Annotated in this window: 22 protein-coding genes; 12 read left to right on the top strand and 10 right to left on the bottom strand. The window is 71.4% G+C overall.

What is annotated here, in order from left to right:
- The first annotated feature begins 4 nt into the window (after positions 1 to 4).
- Entirely contained in the window at positions 5 to 1168 is a 1164-nt protein-coding gene (locus tag AC0IY1_RS11050) for a mandelate racemase/muconate lactonizing enzyme family protein (protein WP_471769502.1), read from the top strand.
- Between the two features lie 424 nt (positions 1169 to 1592).
- Here AC0IY1_RS11050 and AC0IY1_RS11045 read toward each other — a convergent pair whose 3' ends face one another.
- The 5 genes from AC0IY1_RS11045 to AC0IY1_RS11025 form a co-directional block, all read right to left on the bottom strand.
- On the bottom strand, positions 1593 to 2801 hold the full coding sequence (locus AC0IY1_RS11045) for an IS91 family transposase (RefSeq protein WP_471769500.1): 1209 nt from the start codon (positions 2799 to 2801) through the stop codon (positions 1593 to 1595).
- A gap of 4 nt (positions 2802 to 2805) precedes the next feature.
- Positions 2806 to 3714 carry a tyrosine-type recombinase/integrase gene (locus AC0IY1_RS11040; RefSeq protein ID WP_471769498.1) on the bottom strand — a complete coding sequence of 303 codons (909 nt, stop codon included), beginning with the start codon at positions 3712 to 3714 and terminating at the stop codon, positions 2806 to 2808.
- A gap of 336 nt (positions 3715 to 4050) precedes the next feature.
- A complete protein-coding gene (locus AC0IY1_RS11035; protein WP_471769496.1) occupies positions 4051 to 6519 on the bottom strand; it encodes a branched-chain amino acid ABC transporter ATP-binding protein/permease in 2469 nt (822 codons plus the stop codon).
- A 5-nt stretch (positions 6520 to 6524) separates the two neighbouring features.
- Entirely contained in the window at positions 6525 to 7394 is an 870-nt protein-coding gene (locus AC0IY1_RS11030) for a branched-chain amino acid ABC transporter permease (RefSeq protein WP_055957225.1), read from the bottom strand.
- Positions 7395 to 7407: 13 nt separating this feature from the next.
- Positions 7408 to 8592 (bottom strand): ABC transporter substrate-binding protein, encoded by a 1185-nt coding sequence (locus AC0IY1_RS11025; RefSeq protein WP_471769494.1) that lies wholly within the window; start codon positions 8590 to 8592, stop codon positions 7408 to 7410.
- 190 nt (positions 8593 to 8782) lie between these two features.
- Between AC0IY1_RS11025 and AC0IY1_RS11020 the strand changes: the two genes are divergently transcribed.
- On the top strand, positions 8783 to 9184 hold the full coding sequence (locus tag AC0IY1_RS11020; protein WP_471769492.1) for a nuclear transport factor 2 family protein: 402 nt from the start codon (positions 8783 to 8785) through the stop codon (positions 9182 to 9184).
- 112 nt (positions 9185 to 9296) lie between these two features.
- Here the strand turns inward: AC0IY1_RS11020 and AC0IY1_RS11015 are convergent, their stop codons facing one another.
- Together AC0IY1_RS11015 and AC0IY1_RS11010 are read right to left on the bottom strand one after the other, a co-directional pair.
- Positions 9297 to 10010, bottom strand: a complete 714-nt coding sequence (locus AC0IY1_RS11015) for a GntR family transcriptional regulator (protein WP_471769490.1) — start codon at positions 10008 to 10010, stop codon at positions 9297 to 9299.
- Positions 10011 to 10182: 172 nt separating this feature from the next.
- Complete coding sequence (locus tag AC0IY1_RS11010) at positions 10183 to 11121, bottom strand: DMT family transporter (protein WP_471769488.1); 939 nt, start codon at positions 11119 to 11121, stop codon at positions 10183 to 10185.
- Between the two features lie 142 nt (positions 11122 to 11263).
- On the opposite strand from AC0IY1_RS11010, the gene AC0IY1_RS11005 reads away from it, so the two are divergent.
- The 6 genes from AC0IY1_RS11005 (at position 11264) to AC0IY1_RS10980 (ending at position 13591) form a co-directional block, all read left to right on the top strand.
- On the top strand, positions 11264 to 11752 hold the full coding sequence (locus AC0IY1_RS11005; protein WP_055957238.1) for an Lrp/AsnC family transcriptional regulator: 489 nt from the start codon (positions 11264 to 11266) through the stop codon (positions 11750 to 11752).
- Positions 11753 to 12170: 418 nt separating this feature from the next.
- On the top strand, positions 12171 to 12500 hold the full coding sequence (locus AC0IY1_RS11000; protein ID WP_471769486.1) for a hypothetical protein: 330 nt from the start codon (positions 12171 to 12173) through the stop codon (positions 12498 to 12500).
- 37 nt (positions 12501 to 12537) lie between these two features.
- The gene (locus AC0IY1_RS10995) at positions 12538 to 12717 is read left to right on the top strand and encodes a hypothetical protein (RefSeq protein ID WP_471769484.1); all 180 of its coding nucleotides are present in this window, start codon (positions 12538 to 12540) and stop codon (positions 12715 to 12717) included.
- A gap of 92 nt (positions 12718 to 12809) precedes the next feature.
- Positions 12810 to 12995 carry a hypothetical protein gene (locus AC0IY1_RS10990; RefSeq protein ID WP_055957244.1) on the top strand — a complete coding sequence of 62 codons (186 nt, stop codon included), beginning with the start codon at positions 12810 to 12812 and terminating at the stop codon, positions 12993 to 12995.
- Positions 12996 to 13011: 16 nt separating this feature from the next.
- Complete coding sequence (locus AC0IY1_RS10985) at positions 13012 to 13230, top strand: hypothetical protein (RefSeq protein WP_103710754.1); 219 nt, start codon at positions 13012 to 13014, stop codon at positions 13228 to 13230.
- A 40-nt stretch (positions 13231 to 13270) separates the two neighbouring features.
- Positions 13271 to 13591, top strand: coding sequence for a hypothetical protein (locus AC0IY1_RS10980; protein ID WP_471769482.1), 321 nt, complete (start codon positions 13271 to 13273; stop codon positions 13589 to 13591).
- A 227-nt stretch (positions 13592 to 13818) separates the two neighbouring features.
- On the opposite strand, the gene AC0IY1_RS10975 is transcribed toward AC0IY1_RS10980, so the two are convergent.
- Positions 13819 to 14001, bottom strand: coding sequence for a hypothetical protein (locus AC0IY1_RS10975; protein ID WP_471769480.1), 183 nt, complete (start codon positions 13999 to 14001; stop codon positions 13819 to 13821).
- A gap of 223 nt (positions 14002 to 14224) precedes the next feature.
- On the opposite strand from AC0IY1_RS10975, the gene AC0IY1_RS10970 reads away from it, so the two are divergent.
- Entirely contained in the window at positions 14225 to 14509 is a 285-nt protein-coding gene (locus AC0IY1_RS10970; RefSeq protein ID WP_471769478.1) for a hypothetical protein, read from the top strand.
- A gap of 152 nt (positions 14510 to 14661) precedes the next feature.
- Complete coding sequence (locus AC0IY1_RS10965; protein WP_055957258.1) at positions 14662 to 15021, top strand: hypothetical protein; 360 nt, start codon at positions 14662 to 14664, stop codon at positions 15019 to 15021.
- Between the two features lie 13 nt (positions 15022 to 15034).
- Here AC0IY1_RS10965 and AC0IY1_RS10960 read toward each other — a convergent pair whose 3' ends face one another.
- Both AC0IY1_RS10960 and AC0IY1_RS10955 read right to left on the bottom strand, forming a co-directional pair.
- Positions 15035 to 15904 (bottom strand): NAD(P)-dependent oxidoreductase, encoded by an 870-nt coding sequence (locus AC0IY1_RS10960; RefSeq protein WP_471769741.1) that lies wholly within the window; start codon positions 15902 to 15904, stop codon positions 15035 to 15037.
- Between the two features lie 42 nt (positions 15905 to 15946).
- The gene (locus AC0IY1_RS10955) at positions 15947 to 16966 is read right to left on the bottom strand and encodes an alpha/beta fold hydrolase (RefSeq protein ID WP_471769476.1); all 1020 of its coding nucleotides are present in this window, start codon (positions 16964 to 16966) and stop codon (positions 15947 to 15949) included.
- Positions 16967 to 17266: 300 nt separating this feature from the next.
- Here AC0IY1_RS10955 and AC0IY1_RS10950 point away from each other — a divergent pair, with 300 nt between their 5' ends.
- On the top strand, positions 17267 to 18595 hold the full coding sequence (locus tag AC0IY1_RS10950) for an MFS transporter (protein WP_471769739.1): 1329 nt from the start codon (positions 17267 to 17269) through the stop codon (positions 18593 to 18595).
- A 73-nt stretch (positions 18596 to 18668) separates the two neighbouring features.
- A complete protein-coding gene (locus tag AC0IY1_RS10945) occupies positions 18669 to 19481 on the top strand; it encodes an SDR family NAD(P)-dependent oxidoreductase (protein ID WP_471769474.1) in 813 nt (270 codons plus the stop codon).
- The last annotated feature ends 39 nt before the right edge of the window (positions 19482 to 19520 follow it).

The raw sequence follows: 19520 nt of genomic DNA, 5'->3' as shown, positions 1-19520 counted from the left end.
AACCATGCGTATCGTCGACGTCTGCGAGGTTACTAAGCCGATCGCCTCGCCCATCCGCAACGCATACATCGACTTTTCGAAGATGACTGCCAGCCTCGTGGCCGTCGTCACCGACGTGGAGCGCGACGGCCGCCGGGTGGTGGGCTACGGCTTCAACTCCAACGGCCGCTACGGCCAGGGCGGCCTCATCCGCGAGCGCTTCAAGAACCGCATCTTAGAGGCCGATCCGAAGAGCGTCCTGAACGAGGCCGGCGACAACCTCGACCCGCACAAGCTCTGGGCGGCGATGATGACCAACGAGAAGCCCGGCGGTCACGGTGAACGCTCGGTGGCGGTTGGCACCCTCGACATGGCGATCTGGGACGCGACCGCCAAAATCGCCGGCAAGCCGCTGTTCCGGATGCTCGCCGACCAGAAGGGCATCGAGGCCAACCCGCGCGTCTTCGTCTACGCGGCCGGCGGCTACTACTATCTGGGTAAGGAGGATACCCAGCTGCGCGCCGAGATGCGTAGCTACCTCGACCGGGGCTACACGGTCGTGAAGATGAAGATCGGCGGCGTCCCAATCGACGAGGATCAGCGTCGCATCGAGGCGGTGCTGAAGGAGATCGGCTCCCAGGCGCAGCTGGCCGTCGATGTGAACGGACGCTTCAACCTTGAGCAGGCCATCGCCTACGCTAAGATGCTGCGGCAATACCCGCTGTTCTGGTACGAGGAGATCGGCGACCCCCTCGACTACGCCCTGCAGGCCGCGATGTCAGAATTTTATCAGGGCCCGATGGCCACCGGCGAGAACCTGTTCTCGCACCAGGACGCCCGCAACCTGCTGCGCTACGGCGGGATGCGGCCCGACCGTGACTGGCTGCAGTTCGACTGTGCGTTGTCCTACGGCCTCGTCGAGTACCTACGCACCCTCGACGTGCTGAAGCAGTTCGGCTGGTCGCCCAAGCGCTGCATCCCGCACGGCGGTCACCAGATGTCGCTGAACATCGCGGCCGGGCTCGGCCTCGGCGGCAACGAGAGCTATCCGGACCTGTTCCAACCCTATGGCGGCTTCCCCGACGGCGTAAGGGTTGAGGACGGGCACATCGTGATGCCCGAGCTTCCGGGCATCGGCTTCGAGGGCAAATCCGACCTGATCAAGGTCATGCGCGAACTTGCGGAATAAGCGCTGATCGTCGGCCGTGCGGGACTCGTTTTTTCCTGCACGGCATCTCCCTGTCGCTTGGCTGTGGCCATCCGCCGAATGGCTGTAGTCTCAGCCTCCCGCTCGGAAGCAGCCATTCCGCTTACCTGAAGAGTTTCGGGCGCCGCGAGGCGTACGAAAGTCGTGGAAGAACGAACCCGCGGATGGCGGGCGCAGAGCTATGGGGATTTGGGCAGACCGTCGTCCCCAGCGAGGGACGGAAGGCGCGTGATTACCGGCGCCTGGGTACCTGAGCGCTCCCGGATTGCTCGGTCTCCGGCGTTTGGCGGAGCGCGACAGGGTCGGGTGACAGCGTTTGTGAAGACCATTCTTGCGTTCGGCACGCGGAGAGACGTGCCCCGAGGTGCGCCTCCTCGGATGTGTGGTGGTGACAGGCCATGCCGGGTCATGGCGTACACGCCTGGTTCGGCACGGGGCGGAACGGCGGCCCACGCGGCTCGTACCAGCCCGCGAAGGCGCCGACGATCCTCATGGGACCACCGCAGCAGGGGCAAGGCCCTCGCACGTCGGTGGCAGCGTCTCGCGCGTCCGGCTCAGAGTCGGTGGATCGCGGCGGGACCGGTGTGCCGAGGATCGCGCGGATGTGGGCCAGAGCGGCCTTCCGGTTCGAGCCGGTGAGGAAGCCGTAGTGCCGGATGCGGTGGAAGCCGCGCGGCAGGACATGGAGGAGGAAGCGCCGGATGAACTCCGTGGCGGACAGGGTCATGACCCGCGCCTGCCCGCCCTCAGCGCGCCGATAGTCCTTGACGCCAAAGCTGACGTTTTCCCCGTCGAGGGCGAGGATGCGTCGGCTGGAGATGGCCACGCGGTGGGTGTAGCGCGACAGGTAGGCGAGCACGGCCTTCGGTCCGGCGAAGGGCGGCTTGGCGTAAACCACCCAGCGCTTCCTGCGCACCGGGGCGAGCGCGCGGGCGAAGGCCCTGGCGTCGGCGAGAGGGGCCAGGGTGCCGAAGAAGGCGAGCGTCCCGGCCTCGTGGAGGGCCGCGAGCCCTTCGAGGAACAGGCGGCGGAACAGCATGCCCAGCACCCGCACCGGCAGGAGGAAGGCCGGGCGTGACGCGACCCATCGGGTCCCGTCCGACGAGAGGCCGCCGCCGGGCACGATCATGTGGAGATGGGGATGGTGGGTCATGGCCGAGCCCCAGGTGTGGAGCACGGCGGTGAGGCCGATGCGGGCACCGAGATGCTTCGGGTCGGCGGCGATCCGCGTCAGGGTCGCGCTCGCTGCCCGGAACAGCAGATCGTAGACGGCGGCCTTGTTCTGGAAGGCGATGGCGGCGATCTCGGCGGGCAGGGTGAAGACGACGTGGAAGTAGCCGACCGGGAGGAGGTCGGCCTCGCGCGCGGCGAGCCAGTCGCGCGCCGCCGCGCCCTGGCAGCGTGGGCAGTGCCGGTTACGGCAGGAATTGTAGGCGACGCGCAGGTGGCCGCACGCGTCGCAGCCCTCGACATGCCCGCCGAGGCTGGCCGTGCGGCACTGCTCGATCGCCGCCATCACCTTGAGCGCCGCCAGGTTCAGGTGCCCGGCCCCATCGGCGCGATAGGCGGGACCGGCGGCGCGGAAGACGTCGGCCAACTCGATCGTGGCGGGCATCGCCTCAGCCCGGTGCGGGTCCCTCCCCATGGAACAGGGCGAGCCTGTCGAGGGGGCTCGTCACGGCCCGCACCGTCCGGGTGGCGACCTTGGCGTAGAGTGCCGTCGTGTCGAGGCGGGCGTGTCCGAGCAGCACCTGGATGACGCGGATATCGACGCCGTCCTCCAGGAGATGGGTGGCGAAGGAGTGGCGCAGGGTGTGAGGACCGACACGCTTGGGGATCCCGGCCGACCGGGCCGCCTCCACCACGATGCGGTGAAGCTGGCGGGTACTGATCGACCGGGCCCAGTCCTGGCCGGGAAACAGCCAGCCCTCGCGATGCAGGACGCCCTGGCGGTGTCCCTCGGTCCACCAGCGCCGCAGGAGACCCAGAAGATCGGCGGACAGCATCGCGTTGCGGTCGCGGCCGCCTTTGCCACGCTCGACCCGCAGGAGCATGCGCGTCGAGTCGACGTCGGCGACTTTGAGCGCGGCGACTTCGGCCACGCGCAATCCCGCGCCATAGGCCACCGACAGGGCCGCCAGATGCTTGAGGCAGACCGTGGCGCCGAGCAGCCGGCGCACCTCGTCGGCGCTCAGGACGTCGGGCAGCGGGCGCGGATGGTTGAGGCGGACCAGCCTGCGGGCGAGATCGGGCCGGTCGATCGTATGGACGAAGAAGAACCGCAGGGCCGAGACGATGGCATTCATCGTCGGCACCCCGAGGCCGATCTCCTGCTGCGCGATCTGGAAACGGCGCAGGTCGTCGACGGTCGCCGTGTCGGGCGAGCGCCGCAGGAACGTCGCCAGACGCCCGACATCGCGGATGTAGTTGCGCTGCGTCTCACGGGAGAACCGACGCAAGGTCATGTCGTCGGTCAGGCGCTGACGCAGCGAGCCGACGGCAGCGGCGGGAACGGCAAGGATGGTCATGGGATGGCTCCACTCGGATGAAGGGAGCCACGATCGTCCGCCCAGGCCGGGCGACGCTCAATCAGCGCGGGGCGTTCGTCTCAATCCGCAAACCTCGAAGCTGCCACCAATCCCGCGCGAGCGGGTTCGTTCATCCACCCAACTTGGTCGTAGCGCGTCGTCCATCAAGCTGCCGAGACGCGGACCCTCAGAGGGGGTGCAAAGGGCCGAAATCCACCCCCGATGATTGAACCGGATTGAATTCCGACCCTACGGCGCTGGCTCCAACGTCGTCGCGCGCCAGCGCGCGGACAGCGCGTCCGCAATGCGCCGACGCCGGCCCGGCCGTCGGCCCCGTCAGGCAGCCCCCAGATAGGCGGCCTCCAGGCCGGCATCGGCGCTGAGTTCGGCGGCGGTGCCGGCGGTGACGACGCGGCCCTGCTCCAGCACGTAGCCGCGATCGGCCACCGTCAGGGCCAGGGCCGCCATCTGGTCGACGATCAGGATGGTGACGCCCTGGTCGCGCAGGTCCGCCACCACGGCGTAGAGGGCGTTGATCATCGCCGGCGCCAGGCCGAGGGAGGGCTCGTCGAGGAGGAGGATGCGCGGCTGCGCCATCATCCCGCGGGCGATCGCCAGCATCTGCTGCTCGCCGCCTGAGAGCAGGCCCGCCCGGCTCGTCGCCCGGTCGCGCAGGCGGGGGAAGCGGGTGAGCAGCGCCTCGATCTCGGCCGGGTCGATGGGCGCCGTGCGGCCATGGGCCCCGAGGCGGATGTTCTCAATCACGGTCAGCTCGGGAAAGACCTGCCGGCCCTCGGGCACCAGGGCGAGGCCGAGGCGGGCGATCGTGTGGGCGGGCAGCTGCGCGATGGCCCGGTCGTCCAGCACGATCCCGCCCGAGACCGGCCGGAGCAGGCCGGCGAGCGCCCGCAGGGTCGTCGACTTGCCGGCGCCGTTGGCGCCCAGCAGCGCCACGGTCTCGCCGGGGCGGACCTCGATGGCGACGCGGTCGAGGACCGGGGCGGCGCCGTAGCCGGCCGTGAGGCCCTGGGTCGAGAGCACCGCGTCGGCCGGCGGCTTCCAGGCGGCGGCGCGGGGCCGGGCCGGCGTGTCGGCCCCGCCCAGATAGGCGCGGATCACCGCCGGGTCGTGGCGGATCGCGGCCGGCGTCCCGTGGGCGATCGGCCGCCCGGCATCCATGACCAGGATCGCGTCCGAGACGCCCATCACCAGGGGCATGTCGTGCTCGACCAGCACCACGGCGATGCCCTGCCCGGCGATCCGGCGCAGAAGGCCGCCCAGCGCGTCGGTGTCGGCCCGGGTCAGGCCGGCGGCGGGCTCGTCCAGGAGGAGGATGCGCGGCCGGCCGGCCAGGGCCCGGGCGATCTCCACGAGGCGGCGGTCGACATGGGGCAGCTCCGCGGCCGGCCGGTCGAGGTCGCCCGCGTAGCCGACGAAGTCCAGCAGGGCCGCGGCGGCGGCGCGGTCCTGCGCGCCGGAGCGGCGCCAGAGGCGGCCCGGCTCGAACGCCAGGGCGACGTTGTCGAGGACGCCGAGCGAGCCGAACAGGCGCGTGGTCTGGTAGGTGCGGGCGATGCCGGCCCGGGCGATGGCGTGGGCCGGGGCCCCGGCGAGGTCCCGCTCCCCCAGGCGGATCGCCCCGGCCTGCGGCCGGTAGAAGCCCGAGATCATGTTGAGCACGGTGGTCTTGCCGGCGCCGTTGGGGCCGATCAGGCTCGTCACCGCCCCGGCCTCCGCCCGGACCGAGACGCCCTCGGCCGCACGGATGCCGCCGAAGCGGATGCCGATGCCCTCGATCACCAGGGCCTGCGCCCCGCGCTGCCCGATGAGCCGGGCGAAATCCATCGCCGGCGGCCGGGCGCCGGTCCGCGGCCGCGGCAGCAGCCGCGCCGCGCTGCCGACGATCCCCGCGGGCACCAGCCAGAGCACCACCAGGGTGGCGAGGCCGAAGAACAGCAGGCGGTACTCGGCGAGCCCCGCCAGGGTCTCGGGCAGCAGCACGGTGACGAGGGCGCCGAACAGCGGCCCCAGCACGGTGCCGGCGCCGCCGACCACCACGGAGAGCACGAACAGGATCGACTGCGAGAACGGGAACGAGCTCGGGGCGATGAACAGCATCAGGGGCGGCAGCACCGCCCCGGCGAGGCCCGTCAGCGCCGCCGAGATCGCGAAGGCCAGGGTCTTCACCCGCACCGGGTCGAAGCCGAGGGAGGCGGCCGCCACGTCGGCGTCGCGCACCGCCCGCATCGCCCGGCCGAGGCGGCTGCGGGCGAGGCGGTGGAAGCCGGAGAGGCTCAGGCCCGCGGCGAGGACGGCGAGGAACGCCAGCTCGCGCTCGGCGAAGGGCACGCCGAACAGGCTCGGCCCGGTTGTGACCACGAGGCCGTTCTGGCCGCCGGTGAGCGACCCGCCCTCGATCAGGGCATGCTCGATGATGACGCCGAAGGCGATCGTGACCATCGCCAGGTAGGGGCCCTTCACCCGCATGGCCGGCACCGCGAGCCCCGCCCCGACCAGGCCCGAGAGCAGGCTGGCCGCCGGCAGGGCGAGCCAGAAGCTCAGGCCGGCCCCGGTGAGGATCGCGCTCGCATAGGCGCCGACGGCGTAGAAGCCCGCATGCCCGAAGGAGATCAGCCCGGTGAGGCCGAGGAGGACGTTGAGCCCGGTCCCGGCGACGGTGGTCAGGGCCACCAGGGCGATGACGAAGTGGCTGTAGCCGCCGGTCAGCCCCACCAGGGCGAGGCCCGCCAGGGTCAGGGCCAGGATGGCGAGCGGCATCGCGGCCGGGGCGCGCAGGCGGTGCATCGGGCTCAGACCTTGTTGATGGCGGCGCGGCCGAGGAGCCCGTCGGGGCGCAGGGCCAGGGCGAGGATGATCACCGAGAACACCACCAGCTGGGTGTAGGTGGAGCCCAGCGTCGCAGTGACCCCGGCCTCGACGAGGCCGTAGAGCAGGCCCGCCAGCACCACGCCGGTGGCCGAGCCGATGCCGCCCAGGATCGCCACCGCGAAGGCCTTGATCCCGAACAGCGCGCCCATCTCGGCAGAGACCGAGAACAGCGGCGCGATGAGGAGTCCGGCGGCCCCGGCGAGGAGCGCCGAGAGCGCGAAGGCGCAGGCCACCGTGCGCCGGACGTCGATGCCCATCAGCCGCGCGGCGTCGGCGTTCTGCGCCACCGCCAGCAGCACCCGGCCGAGATCGGTGCGGCGGAACAGGGTCTGGATCGCCACCGCCACCGAGAGCCCGACCACGGGAATGAGGAGCTGGAGCGGGTAGATGCCGGTGCCGAAGATCTCCACCGGCGTCACCGCCAGCGACGAGGGCAGGCTGCGCGGCTCCTTGCCGAAGGTGAACAGCATCGCGTTGTCGAGGACGATGCCGCCCGCCACGGTGGCGAGCAGCCAGGCCTCCGAGCCCTTCTCGACGAAGGGCCGCACCAGCAGCCGCTCCACCGTGACGCCGAGGACCGCGCAGCCGAGCAGCGCCCCGAGGATCGCGGCCGGCATCGGCCAGCCGAGGGTCACCCCCAGGGTGTAGCCCAGCACCGCCCCGAGGGTGACGGCGCTGCCCTGCGCGAAGTTCACCGTGCCCGAGACGGCGTAGGTGATGTGGAAGCCGAGCGCCACGAGCCCGTACATGCTGCCGAGGCCGAGGCCGGTGATGAGCGTTCCCGTGAGCATCGGCCCCGTTCCCTCAGTTCGTGACGGCGACGATCTCGCCGTTCCGGAAGCGGGTGAAGACGTAGTCCTGCGGACCGAGGGCGTCGTGCTGGCCCGGCGCGAAGGGCTTGTCGTAGGTCTTGATCAGGCCCAGATAGGTCGCGACCTTGTAGAAGCCGTCCCGCACCTCCGGTCCCTTGGTCGAGCCGGCGGCCTGGATCGCCAGGGCGAGCAGGTGGGTGGCGTCGTAGGCGTTGGCGATGCCCACCGCCGGGGTGACGTCGGCCATCGACTGGATCGCCGGATACTTCGCCTTGAGCGCGTCGAGGACCGCGAGGGCCTTCGGGCTGGTGTTGCCCGCGAAGGTGAAGGTCTGGATGAAGTGGACTTTCGCCGCGCTCGGCCCGGCGAGCTCGTCGAAGCGGCCGCCGGCCGGGCCCCAGTGCGAGACCACCGGCACGCTCCAGCCCATCCGGTCGAGGGACTTCACCACCTGGGCCGAGGGCCCGACATTGCCGACGAGGAACAGGGTGTCGGCGCCGGCCTCCCGCAGGCGGGTGAGCTGGGGCACCATGTCGAGGTCGGCGGCCTCGTACTTCTCGATGCCGGCGGCCGGCAGGTTGGCGGCCTTCAGCGCCGCGGTGAGGCCCTGCTGGTTCGACTCGCCCCAGGCGTTGTTGACGAGGATCATCCCGGGCTTCTTCGCCCCGTGGGTCTTCACCGCGTAGGTGACCAGGGCCTCGTCCACCAGGGCGTCCACGGCCGAGACCCGGAAGGCGTAGTTGTCGGCCGCGCCGTTGCGGGTGATGCCGGTGCCGGCGGCCCAGGGGCTGAGGAACGGCACCTTCATCTGGTTGGCGATGGGCACCAGCGCCATCGAGACCGGCGTGTCGAGGCCGCCGACCAGCGCCACCACGCCGACCCGCTGGATCAGCTCGCGGGCGGCCAGCACGCCCTTCGACGGATTGGCCTCGTCGTCCCGCGCCACCAGCTCCAGGGGCCGCCCGAGCACGCCGCCGCCGGCGTTGATCTCGTCGATGGCCAGGCCGATGCCGCGGGAGATCGCCTCGCCGGATTTCGCCGACTGCCCGCTCAGGGCCGTGACGAGGCCGATCCGGATCGGCTCCACGGCCCGGGCCGTGCCGGAGATGGAGAGCCCGAGAGCAAGGCACGCCCCAAGGGCGAGGCGGCGGGTCAGGGGCGTCGATCGGCTGGGCATGGGGTCTCTCCGGCGGATGCTTCGCCGGCCACTCCGCAACCCCCATGCCAGCCGCCTTGGCCTTGAATTTGCTCAGGGATTTCTGCGCAACGCCGCCGCGTGCCTGCCCAAGCGCCAAAGTGCATACACTTGTTGCATGCACTTTGGCGGCGTTTGCGGCAGGGAGGGGCGTGTCCCCGGAGAGCCGATCATGACCGACACCACAGCCCGCGACGCGGCCAACGTCACCGCCTATCTTGAAGCCTCGATGGTGCCCGACCCCGAGCGGGCGGCGACCTACATGGCGCCGGGCATCACCATCGTGTTCACCGGCGGGCGCAGCTTTAAGCATCCGCGCGAGGTCACGGCCTTCAATGCCGGGCGCTACGCCTGGGTGAAGAAGCGGATGGAGCGCCTCGACGTGGTGCCGGGCGACGGCGTCACCACGGTCTACAGCCTCGGCACGCTCTACGGCGCCTGGCCGGACGGGACGCCGTTCGAGGGCAACCGCTACGTCGACCGCTTCACGGTGCGGGACGGCCTGATCGTCACCATGGAGGTCTGGAACGACAGCGCCGAGCGCCTCCTCAGAAAGCACGGCCTGAACACCTGATCCGGGCCGCACCCGATCGCAGCGGTCCCCGGACCAGCAAGCCCGTTGGCCCTTGAACGAAGCCCCCATCCGCCATCCCGACGGGATCCGGCGGATGGGGCACGAGGGCCCCTCAGCCCCCCACGGGCTCGATATAGGGGGCGAGCAGGCGGCCGAGGTCGCGCTCGCGCGGCGGGGCCGCGACGATCCGCGCCCGCTCGGCCACCGCGTCGAGGTGGTGGTCCATCAGCGCCACGGCCCGGGCGGGCTCGCCGGCGATCAGGGCGGCGACGAGGGCACGGTGCTCGCTGACCCCGCACTCGGCGGAATGCGGGCGGCTGTAGAGCGAGAGCACCAGGGCGCAGCGGTAGCCGAGCTCGGCCACGTAGCGCTCCAGCACCGGGCTGCCGGTCATCTGGGCGAGCAGCAGGTGGAACTCGGTGGCGAGCCGAATCGAGGCGCCGTCCGCCCCGCCCTGGGCCGCCTCCTCCTGGCCGATATGCGCGTGGAGCGCGGCCTGCTGGTCGGGCGTCAGCCGTCCGGCCAGGCGGGCGACCACGAGGCGCTCCAGGCTGATGCGGACGTCGAAGGTGTCGCGGGCCTCCGCCCAGCTCGGGGTCGCCACCACGGCGATGCGGTTGCGCCGCAATTCCACCAGCCCCTCCCCCGCCAGCTGCCCGAGGGCCTGGCGCGCGATGGTGCGGCTGACGCCGAAGCGCTCCCCGAGGGCGTCCTCGGGCAGACGGTCGCCGGGCATGATCGCCCGCTCGACGATCGCCCGGCGCAGGGACCGGCAGATCGAGCCCACCCGGTCCCGGCTCTCCACCCGCGTCTCGTCGTCCTGCATGTCGCTTCGATCCGTCCCGTGCCCGTTGCGGCTGCGGAAGCACGAGTGGGACCAGATCGGTTCCCGCACCTCCGGCCGACGATGCGCAAAGGACGTGCCCAAACTGCAAGGGATGTGCCCGCACCGCTCGGGAGTGGCCCGATCCGGAGGGAACGTGCCCGACCGATCCCGGTCAGGCGCGGCGCGCATCCTGCGCCGCGGTGACCAGGGCGGCGGCGAGGCAGCCGAGGCCGACCAGCAGGGCGGGACCGAGGCGCTCGCCCAGGAGCAGGGCGGAGGACAGCAGGCCCACCGCCGGGACCCCGAGGGTGGCGTTCGCCATAGTGAAGCTGTCGATGCGCCGGCCGACCGTCGTGAAGATCACGAAACACAGCGACGTCGCCACGGGGCCGATGAAGACCAAGAGCCCGACGAGGCGCGGCGACCACGCGACCGCGAGCGGCCCCTCGACCGCGAAGGCCGCGACGGCGAGGGGGACCGCGGCCAGCAGCATCTGCCAGGGCGCGAGGTCGAGGGGATGCGCGTGCCAGCGGTGATGCCGGACATGCAGGATGACGCCGGCCCAGCAGAGCGCGCAGACCAGCAGCAGGCTGTTGCCCAGGAGCACGTCGGGATCGGTCCAGTCCATGCCCATGGGCGAGCACACCACGGCGACGCCCACGAGACCGAACAGGATCGCGACGCCCTGCCGGCGCGACGGGCGCGCGCGCAGGACCAGGCAGGCGCCGAGCAGGACCCAGACCGGTGTGGTGTAGGCCAGCAGCGCCGCCCGGCCCGCATCGGTGTGGCGCATCGCGATCAGGCCCAGCGCCGTGAAGGCCATCATCTGCAGGAACCCGACGCTGGCGAGCACCGGCCAGTCGGCCCGGGGCGGCCAGCGCAGGCGGCCCTTGAGGGCGAGGAACCCGAACAGGACCGCGCCGGCGCTGGAGAAGCGCAGGGTCGCGAGCCAGAGGGGCGGAGCGGCGTCGAGGCAGAGCTTCATCGCCGGCCAGCTCAGGCCCCAGAGCAGGACCATCAGGCCGAGCCAGACCCCCGTCGGCACCGCGAGGCGGGGACGGGCGGGCGCCATGGGCGGCGAGGCCAACAGCGGCGCGTAGGAATCGACCATGACGGGGGTCCGCGGACAGAGCGCGGACGAGCCCGCGGCCCAGGATGTTTATGACCGAACACCCGGTATTTTCGTCTTGGTTTTCCGGTTAGAGCGGGAAGATCGGACAGACATGCCGCTCTCCTCGGTTCGGGGACAGATTATGCCGCCAAGGTCGATCACGCTGGACGACGCTTCCCTGCGCATCCTCGAACGTCTGCAGCGCGACAGCGAGATCAGCGTCGCCGAGCTGGCCCAGGAGGTCGGGCTCTCGACCTCGCCCTGCTGGCGCCGGATCAACGACCTGAAGGCCAGCGGGATCATCCAGCGCTCCGTCGCGGTGGCCGATCCGATCGCCCTCGGGCTGGCGGTCAACGTCTTCGTCCACGTCACGCTGGAGAAACAGACCCAGAATGCGCTGAAGGCCTTCGACGACGCGGTGCGACACCGTCCCGAGGTGATGGAGTGCTACCTGATGAGCGGCGAGGCCGACTACATGCTGCGCGTCGTGGTGGAGGATCTGGGCCAGTTCCAGAAGCTCGTGCTCGATTACCTCACCCGCATCCCCGGCGTCGCGAGCATCCGCTCCAGCTTCGCCCTGGGACAGGTGAAGTACACGACCGCCCTGCCCCTCGGCCACCTCCGGCGCTGAGGAAGGCTCCGTCTTCGGGAACGCGACGCCGTCGCGGTGGACACCCGACGGGTCTTCGCGGACGGGGCCCGGCTGACGCAGGCGAAACAAAGCGATCCCGCCGGGGTTGTCCCCTCGGAACCGCCCCGTGAGACCGAGGGTGTGCGACCGGGCGTTCGAACCGCCGTCGCGCGGCGCCACGTCGACACGGATGCGGACGCGTACCGCGCACGGGTCTCGCGCGACCCGGCCCAGGCCAGTCACGGAGGGAGCTTGGCGATGATGGAAGGCCCGAAGCCCCCCTCGCGACACGCCGGCAAACTTGAAACCCGGCTCCGGTGCGACCCGCACGGTCACCGGCAGCCATCCGATCCCGAGATCGTTTCCGTCCTGTGATCCTGGGATCCTGTTGTCCTGTCCCTTTCTTCGGAGACCCGCGATGAACGACACCCGCAAGCCGTCGGACGCCCCCTCCCGACCGAACCTGCGCGACTTCGACCCCTATACCGACCGCAACGGCCAGGATCTGGGCCAGGACGACCCCCGGGATCTCGGCCTGCCGGATCGCCTGCAGCACACGCTGCAATCGGACCCGGGCGGCCAGGCGGAAGCCGCGCGGATCGCCTCCGACTTCCCGCGCCTCGATGCGGTCTCGGGGGGATCGATCGCCAGCGTCGAGGAGGTCGAGGCGGCGACCCCGCCCGAGAACCTGCGCCGGATCTCGGATCCGAGCCCGACCCGGAAGGATGACACGCCCGGGAAGGCCTGAACCGGACGGCGACCCATCGCACAGGCAGGAGCGTACCATGGAGCGTGACACGAGCGCGCCGAGTTCGGAGAAACCGGACTCGACCGGCCCCAATTCACGACCGCGCGACACCACCATCGCCCAGACCGGCGAAGGTATTCCCGACGACAGCGGCCGTCCGGTCGAGATCGACGACAAGGAAGCGCAGCGTATCGAGGAGAAAATTCGGACGCTGTAGCCTGCCAGCGCCAAAGTTTGACCGACCCGGAACAGATGTGATCCGGCGAGATTGTTTGTTGACCCATTCGACATCACTGTTAGGAGCCCGGCATGACGGCGAAGGCACCGCCCGTTCCCCCCGCCAACCAGTCCCACAAGGGCCCCGGCAGCACGCCGGAGGCACCCCTCGCCACGGGTCCGAAGGGCTCGGGCCAGACCCAGAACCCCGACAAGGTCGGTCAGGCGGGCAATTCCAAGGTGAACACCACCAACCAGGGCTACCAACAGGATCGCTGATGAGCCAGGATCGCTGATGAGCACGGCGAAGAAGACGCCCGCGGCCGACCGTCACCACGGCGGCCCCGGCTCCAGCCACCAGGACGCGTCGAAGCCGCAGGCGGTGGACCACGACGGCCCGGCGCCGGGCAGCCCCACCAGCGACACCCGCTCGCACGTCTCCGGCGGCGGGGGCGAGCGCGACCGCCATCACGCCCACGATGCGGCGGGCAAGTCCGCCGATCGCTCGCACTGAGCCGAATTCCCGTCGGAGACACAGCCAAGGAGACGCCAGGATGGCGAATGCCGATCGACACAAGATGGGCTCGGCCGCGCAGGGCAAGGGCACGGGCAGCGGCGCGATGACGGACCTGCCGGACGGGATCCTGGAAGAGAACATGGTCCTGAGCAATCGCGACAAGTCCCGGCACAACGACGCGCGCGGGCTCGACAGCAAGATGGTCCAGACCGAGCAGTACCAGGACCACGTCGCCAACCGCGAGGTTCCGGCCGACGCGATCGAGTCGGGTCCGGCCGGGAACACCACCGGGCTCGCCAGCAGCAAGACCGACCTGTCGGGTGCCCAGAGCAGCCTTGCCAGCCCGGAAAAGTCCTAGCCGGGCAAGCCTGCCCTGGCTGGACTGGGGCGACCGTGAACCCGGTCGATGAGGTCGGCAGCCTCGTCGTTCCCGCCCGCAGGGGCGCCGGGGCGACGGTCGGCCCCACGGGCCTGCTCCAGTAACGGCCCGAGCGGGCGCCGCGCGGTCCGAACCGGATCACGCGGCGCCCGCTCACGCGTTACGTCGAGCCTTTCGGCGGCGCCGTCGCGCGGGTGCGGCGCCTCCTAGCCGCCCCCGATGCCGCTGGTGATCTTGCCGGTGCCCCGGCAGTCCGGGCAGGGCTTGGCCTCCAGGGCTCCGGTTCCGTGGCAGCGGCGGCAGAGGTTCTCGCCGGTCCCCGGGGTGCCGGGCGTCGCCTCGTCACCGGGCTTCGTGTCACCGGGCGTGGTGGGCTCGTCCTGGGCCATGGCTCGCTCCTGCGATGTCGAGAATGCTCGCGTCTTGGAAAATTCTTGGAAAATGCTTGCTTCTGGGAAGAAGTCCGTCCGTCGACGGCTGTTCCCCACAAGCATTTGAAAGGCGCTTTGGCGAACGTACGGATCAGTACGAAGGTCTTCACCGAGGCATTTACTTCGGAACGGGGTGCATCAGGCCGGGTTGCCGTTGCAGATCCCAGCCACGGAGAGAGTGATGAAGTTCTTTACGCCCCTGATCGCGTCCGCCTGCCTCGTATCGACCCTGGCCCTGCCGGCCGCGGCGCAGACCGGGCTGGCGCCCGAGCGCGGCCCCGGCGGCCGCGGCGTCATCGTCGAAGGTCAGTCCAACACCACCGGCAACGACCCGGACGTGGTGATCGCCCGCGGCGCGAACGGGGCCGACACGATCACCACGGACTCGGCCGCCGGCGGCAACGCCAACCTGCCCGAGCGGGCGATCCCGAACGGGAGCGCCGGCGGCGGGGGCGGCGGGCGCTGAGCGAAGACCCACCCGGCTCTTCCCGAAGCGGGGCCCCGGACACGGTCCGGGGCCCCGAAGCGTCGAGCGGTCCTGCGTCAGAGCGGGCGGCGAACGGGTGACGCCATGGCGCGTTGCTCCCCCACAGGTACGCCCCCGACACGGAGCCCCCCATGACCTTACGATCCGAAACACCCCCGACCCCGGGCAACCTCGCGGTCGAGACGCCGCCCGAGTCCGAGCGGCCCACCACCGCCATGCTGAAGGCCGACATCGACAGCGGCCGGACCGGGGACAAGGTCGCCCATTACGACCCCGGCCTGTCGCAGCTCGGCACCGACGACGAGGCGGCCGGCAATGCTCCCACGCCGGACCGCGTGGCGCTCGCCCGGAAGACCGAGGCCGCGCCGCCCAAGGCCCGGGAGGCCGCCAGGCCGGAGAACGGCAGCGGCTGGATCATGCCGCTGTTCATCGGCCTCGCCGCCCTGGTGCCGGTGGTGGTCGGCGTGTCGCTGTTCGTCTTCAACCGCTGAGGCGGCCTTCGTCTCAGGCGGTCCGGCCCCGCCGGCGGGCGACCTCCGCCAGGGCGGCGAGGTCCTTCTCGGCGTCGCCGTGCCCCATCGCCTCGATGAGGTTGTCGCGCAGCACGCTGGCGAAGGGCATCGGCACCCCGGCCGCGCCCGCGGCCGAGAGGGCGAGGCCCACATCCTTGGCCCCGAGCTTGAGGTTGAAGCCCGGCGGCTCGTAGCGCCGCGCCGCGATGAGCGGGCCGTAGTTCTTGTAGACCGGCGAGGCGAACAGGGTGTTCGTGAGCAGGTCGAGCAGGTCCGCCCCCGTCACGCCGTGGCCCTCGGCCAGGGCCGCCGCCTCGCCCATCGCCTCGATCGCCGCGATCAGCATGAAGTTGCCCGCGAGCTTGACCGCATTGGCGCGGTGCGGCTCGGGTCCGAAGCCCCAGGTCCGGGCGCCCATGGCGGCGAGGAGCGGTTCGGCCCGGTCGATGGCTCCCGGGTCGCCCGCCGCCACGATGTTCAGGGCTCCGGCCTCGGCGACGTCCGGACGTCCGAAGACCGGAGCGGCGATGTAGGGCACGCCGGCACGGGCGTGGATGGCGGCGAGATCCTGCGCCAGGGCCACCGAGATCGTGCTCATCGAGAGATGCAGGCCCGGGCGGGCGGCGCCGTCGAGGAGGCCGCCTTCCACGATCACCGCGCGCAGGGCCGCGTCGTCGGCCAGCATGGTGATGGCCGCGTCTCCGGCGAAGGCCTCGGCGGCCTGCGCCACCGGCGTCACGCCGGCGAGCCCCTCGGCCGCGCCCGGCGAGCGGTTCCAGACCCGGACCCTGTGCCCGGCCCGGACCAGGCTCGCCGCCATGCCGCGGCCCATCCGGCCGAGGCCGATCACGCCGACATCCATGCTCACACTCATGTCGTCTCTCCCGTCGGGTTGGCCCGGCGCTCAGTGACCGTCGAGGAATTCGAGCGTCAGGGTGTTGAACTGGTCCGTCGCCTCCATGTGGACGAGGTGCCCGATCCCCGGGAGCACCACGGCGCGGCCGCTCGGCATCTGGCCGGCCAGCGTCCGCGCGTGCTCGGCATTGTGCCCCATGCCAGCCCGGAGGGCTTCCGGCGCGAAGGGCTTGCCGGGCGCGTTGTGATCGTTCTCGCCCATGATGAAGAGGGTCGGGACCTGGATCAGCGGGATCTCGTGCACCACCGGCTGCCCCCAGATCGCCTGGTAGGAATTGACGAAGGACTGCAGCCAGCGCGGATACTCGCCCGAGCCCTTCACCCGCTCGCGCAGCGACACGAAGGGCTCGACGGCGGAGGCCGGCAGCGAGAGGGCGTAGTTCGTCATCAGCTGGCGCCGGTAGGACTCCGCCGTGGCATCGCCCTCCAGGCGCAGCAGGGTGGCGTCGGAGACCGGCGGCACCGTGAAGCGGTAATCCTCCAGGCCGATCGGCGCTTCGAGGACGAGGCTGTTGACCCGGGTGGGGGCATTGCGCACGAGGCGCACCGCCAGCATCCCGCCCATGGAATGGGCCACCACGTCGACCCGCGCCAGCCCGAGGGAGTCGAGCAGCGCCACGGTGTCGGCCGCCATGGCGTCGAAGGTGTAGGGTCCCACGGGCTTGGCCGACTTGCCGAAGCCGAGCTGGTCCGGGGCCAGCACCCGATAGCCCGTGCGGGTCAGCGCCTGGATCACCGGCTGCCAGTAGCTCGAGGGGAAATTGCGCCCGTGAAGCAGCAGGACGGTCCGGCCGTTGGCTTGGCCCTGCGCGGGCACGTCCATGTAGGCCAGGCGCTGGCGCTCGCCGTCGCGCATCCGCTCGAGGTAGAACACCGGATACGGGTAGGCGAAGCCCTCCAGGGCGATGCCCAGGGGCGCCGTCTCGTTGGACGTCGGCTGCGCCGTGGCGGGCGCCACGGACAGCTGGGCGGCCAGCAGCAGGGCGGAGAGTTTGAGGAGCGCGTCCATGTGGGATCCCGGCAACGGCGCGCAGTCTTACGCACCGAGCTGACATAGCGCAGGTTCCGCCCCGGCGTCGCTCGCTCCCCGTGACAAAGGACACGCCGCGTTTCCCCGGCCCTTGCGATTTCCGACGCAGCGTCCCAGGGCTCGGCCATGACCACCGACGCTCCCGGCCAGGATCCGCGCGGCCGACATTCCCGCCTGGACGAAGCCCCAACCCAGGGCCGAGACCCATCCGGGAGCCGGGATCTCCCGAACAAGACCGCGCCGGAGCCCGGGACGGACGGGATTCCGGTGCGCGAGCGCATGCTGGCGCTCCTGGCCATCGGCCTCGCCATGACGATGGCGGTGCTCGACGGGGCCATCGTCAACGTCGCCCTGCCGGTGATGGCCAAGGACCTCGGGGTCGAGCCCTCCGCGGCGATCTTCGTGACCAACAGCTTCCAGATCGCGGTGACGGCCGCCCTGCTGCCCCTGGCCGCCCTGGGCGACATCCTGGGCTATCGCCGGATCTATCTCGCCGGCCTCGCCGTGTTCACGGCCGCCTCCGTCGCCTGCGCCTTCGCGCCCAGCTTCGAGGCGCTGGTGGCCGCACGGATCGCGCAGGGGCTCGGGGCCGCCGGCATCATGAGTGTGAACACCGCCCTGGTGCGCTTCATCTACCCGCAGCGGATGATCGGGCGCGGCGTCGGCAACATCGCCCTGGTGGTGGCGATGGCCTCCGCCGCCGGTCCGACCGTGGCGGCCGCCATCCTGTCGGTGGCGAGCTGGCCGTGGCTGTTCCTCGTCAACCTGCCGGTGGGGCTGATCGCCCTGACGGTGGGCGCCCGCACCCTGCCGGTGACGCCGCGGAACGGCGGGCGCTTCGACATCCGCAGCGCCCTCCTGAACGCCGTAACCTTCGGGCTGCTCATCATCGGGGTCGACGGACTCGGCGACCCGGCGACCCGGGGCGTGGCGCTGGCCGAGATCGGGGCGGCCCTGGCGATCGGCGCGGTCTTCGTCTGGACCCAGACCCGGCTGGCGCGCCCGCTCCTGCCCGTCGATCTCCTGCGGATCCCCGCCTTCGCCCTGTCGATGGCGAGCTCCGTCGCCTCCTTCGCGGCCCAGATGATGGCCTACGTCGCCCTGCCCTTCTACTTCCAGGACGTGCTGCACCTCTCCGAGACGCAGACCGGCTTCCTGATGACGCCCTGGCCCCTGGCCATCGCCCTGATGGCCCCGATCTCGGGGCGCCTCGCCGACCGCTACGCCCCGGGGCTGCTCGGCGGCCTCGGCCTCGCCCTGATGGCCACCGGCCTGACGGCGACCGCCCTGCTCCCCGCGGGCGCGTCGCATCCCGACATCGCCTGGCGCCTGACCCTGTGCGGCCTCGGCTTCGGGTTGTTCCAGTCGCCCAACAACAAGGTCATCATCACCAGCGCCCCGCGGGACCGGAGCGGCGGGGCGAGCGGGATGCAATCCACCGCCCGGCTCACCGGGCAATCCTTCGGCGCGGCCCTGGTGGCGGTGATCTTCGGCCTGCACCAGGGCGGCCCGCCGGCGGGACCGGTGACCGCGACCCTGTGGTGCGCCGTCGCGCTGGCGAGCCTCGGGGCGGTGACCAGCGTGCTGCGGCGCCAGCCCGGCGCCTGACGCGTCCGCCGCGATCGCACCAGGACCCGTCCTGCGCGTTGACCCGGGCAGAGCCTCTCCCAAGGACGATCCCATGAACCTCGACCTGTCCGGCAAGCGCGCCCTCGTCAGCGGCTCCACCAGCGGCATCGGCTACGCCATCGCCAAAGCGCTGGGCGAGCTCGGGGCCAACGTGGCGATCAACGGGCGGACGCAGGAGCGGGTGCGCGACGCCGTCGAGCGCCTCAAGCGCGAGACCGGCCATGCCGGCTTCATCGGGGCACCCGGCGACGTCGCCAACCCGGACGGGGCGGCCCGGGTGGTCTCCGGCCTGCCGGACATCGACATCCTGGTGAACAACACCGGCATCTTCGAGCCGAAGCCCTTCTTCGAGATCTCGGACGAGGACTGGCACCGGTTCTTCGACACCAACGTGATGAGCGGCGTGCGCCTCGCCCGGGCCTACACCCCCGGCATGGTCCAGCGCGGCTGGGGCCGGGTGGTCTTCATCTCCAGCGAATCCGGCGTGAACATCCCGGTGGAGATGGTGCATTACGGAATGACCAAGACCGCCCAGCTCGCGGTCGCGCGGGGACTCGCCGAGACGGTGTCGGGCAGCGGCGTCACCGTGAACAGCGTGCTGCCGGGGCCGACCCTGTCGGAGGGCGTCGCCGAGTTCATGAAGAGCATGGCCCAGGGGCAGGACGGCGGAGCCGGGGGCGAGGTCGACCTCGACGCCGCCGGAAGGGCTTTCGTGGCCGAGCACCGCCCGACCTCGCTGATCGGTCGTCTCGCCACCGTCGAGGAGGTGGCCAGCATGGTCGCCTACCTCTGCAGCCCGGCCGCCAGCGCCACCAGCGGCGCGGCCCTCCGGGTCGATGGCGGCGTGGTGCGCAGCATCGTCTGAGGACGCGCCGCCCGGTGCGCGGCGGCGGGTGCGGTAAGG

The organism is Methylobacterium sp. AC690, assembly GCF_979256535.1.
The sequence above is the reverse complement of the archived record's forward strand: the minus strand, read 5'-3'. Positions and strand labels throughout refer to the sequence as shown.

Coding starts and splice junctions, on each gene's coding strand:
- AC0IY1_RS11025 (WP_471769494.1), bottom strand. CDS start 8,592: ATGCCCAGCCGATCGACGCCCCTGACCCGCCGCCTCGCCCTTGGGGCG.
- AC0IY1_RS11010 (WP_471769488.1), bottom strand. CDS start 11,121: ATGGTCGATTCCTACGCGCCGCTGTTGGCCTCGCCGCCCATGGCGCCC.
- AC0IY1_RS11015 (WP_471769490.1), bottom strand. CDS start 10,010: ATGCAGGACGACGAGACGCGGGTGGAGAGCCGGGACCGGGTGGGCTCG.
- AC0IY1_RS10950 (WP_471769739.1), top strand. CDS start 17,267: ATGCTGGCGCTCCTGGCCATCGGCCTCGCCATGACGATGGCGGTGCTC.
- AC0IY1_RS11030 (WP_055957225.1), bottom strand. CDS start 7,394: ATGCTCACGGGAACGCTCATCACCGGCCTCGGCCTCGGCAGCATGTAC.
- AC0IY1_RS10985 (WP_103710754.1), top strand. CDS start 13,012: ATGAGCACGGCGAAGAAGACGCCCGCGGCCGACCGTCACCACGGCGGC.
- AC0IY1_RS10955 (WP_471769476.1), bottom strand. CDS start 16,966: ATGGACGCGCTCCTCAAACTCTCCGCCCTGCTGCTGGCCGCCCAGCTG.
- AC0IY1_RS11020 (WP_471769492.1), top strand. CDS start 8,783: ATGACCGACACCACAGCCCGCGACGCGGCCAACGTCACCGCCTATCTT.
- AC0IY1_RS11045 (WP_471769500.1), bottom strand. CDS start 2,801: ATGCCCGCCACGATCGAGTTGGCCGACGTCTTCCGCGCCGCCGGTCCC.
- AC0IY1_RS11035 (WP_471769496.1), bottom strand. CDS start 6,519: ATGCACCGCCTGCGCGCCCCGGCCGCGATGCCGCTCGCCATCCTGGCC.
- AC0IY1_RS10990 (WP_055957244.1), top strand. CDS start 12,810: ATGACGGCGAAGGCACCGCCCGTTCCCCCCGCCAACCAGTCCCACAAG.
- AC0IY1_RS11040 (WP_471769498.1), bottom strand. CDS start 3,714: ATGACCATCCTTGCCGTTCCCGCCGCTGCCGTCGGCTCGCTGCGTCAG.
- AC0IY1_RS11005 (WP_055957238.1), top strand. CDS start 11,264: ATGCCGCCAAGGTCGATCACGCTGGACGACGCTTCCCTGCGCATCCTC.
- AC0IY1_RS10965 (WP_055957258.1), top strand. CDS start 14,662: ATGACCTTACGATCCGAAACACCCCCGACCCCGGGCAACCTCGCGGTC.
- AC0IY1_RS10980 (WP_471769482.1), top strand. CDS start 13,271: ATGGCGAATGCCGATCGACACAAGATGGGCTCGGCCGCGCAGGGCAAG.
- AC0IY1_RS10945 (WP_471769474.1), top strand. CDS start 18,669: ATGAACCTCGACCTGTCCGGCAAGCGCGCCCTCGTCAGCGGCTCCACC.
- AC0IY1_RS10995 (WP_471769484.1), top strand. CDS start 12,538: ATGGAGCGTGACACGAGCGCGCCGAGTTCGGAGAAACCGGACTCGACC.
- AC0IY1_RS11050 (WP_471769502.1), top strand. CDS start 5: ATGCGTATCGTCGACGTCTGCGAGGTTACTAAGCCGATCGCCTCGCCC.
- AC0IY1_RS11000 (WP_471769486.1), top strand. CDS start 12,171: ATGAACGACACCCGCAAGCCGTCGGACGCCCCCTCCCGACCGAACCTG.
- AC0IY1_RS10960 (WP_471769741.1), bottom strand. CDS start 15,904: ATGGATGTCGGCGTGATCGGCCTCGGCCGGATGGGCCGCGGCATGGCG.
- AC0IY1_RS10970 (WP_471769478.1), top strand. CDS start 14,225: ATGAAGTTCTTTACGCCCCTGATCGCGTCCGCCTGCCTCGTATCGACC.
- AC0IY1_RS10975 (WP_471769480.1), bottom strand. CDS start 14,001: ATGGCCCAGGACGAGCCCACCACGCCCGGTGACACGAAGCCCGGTGAC.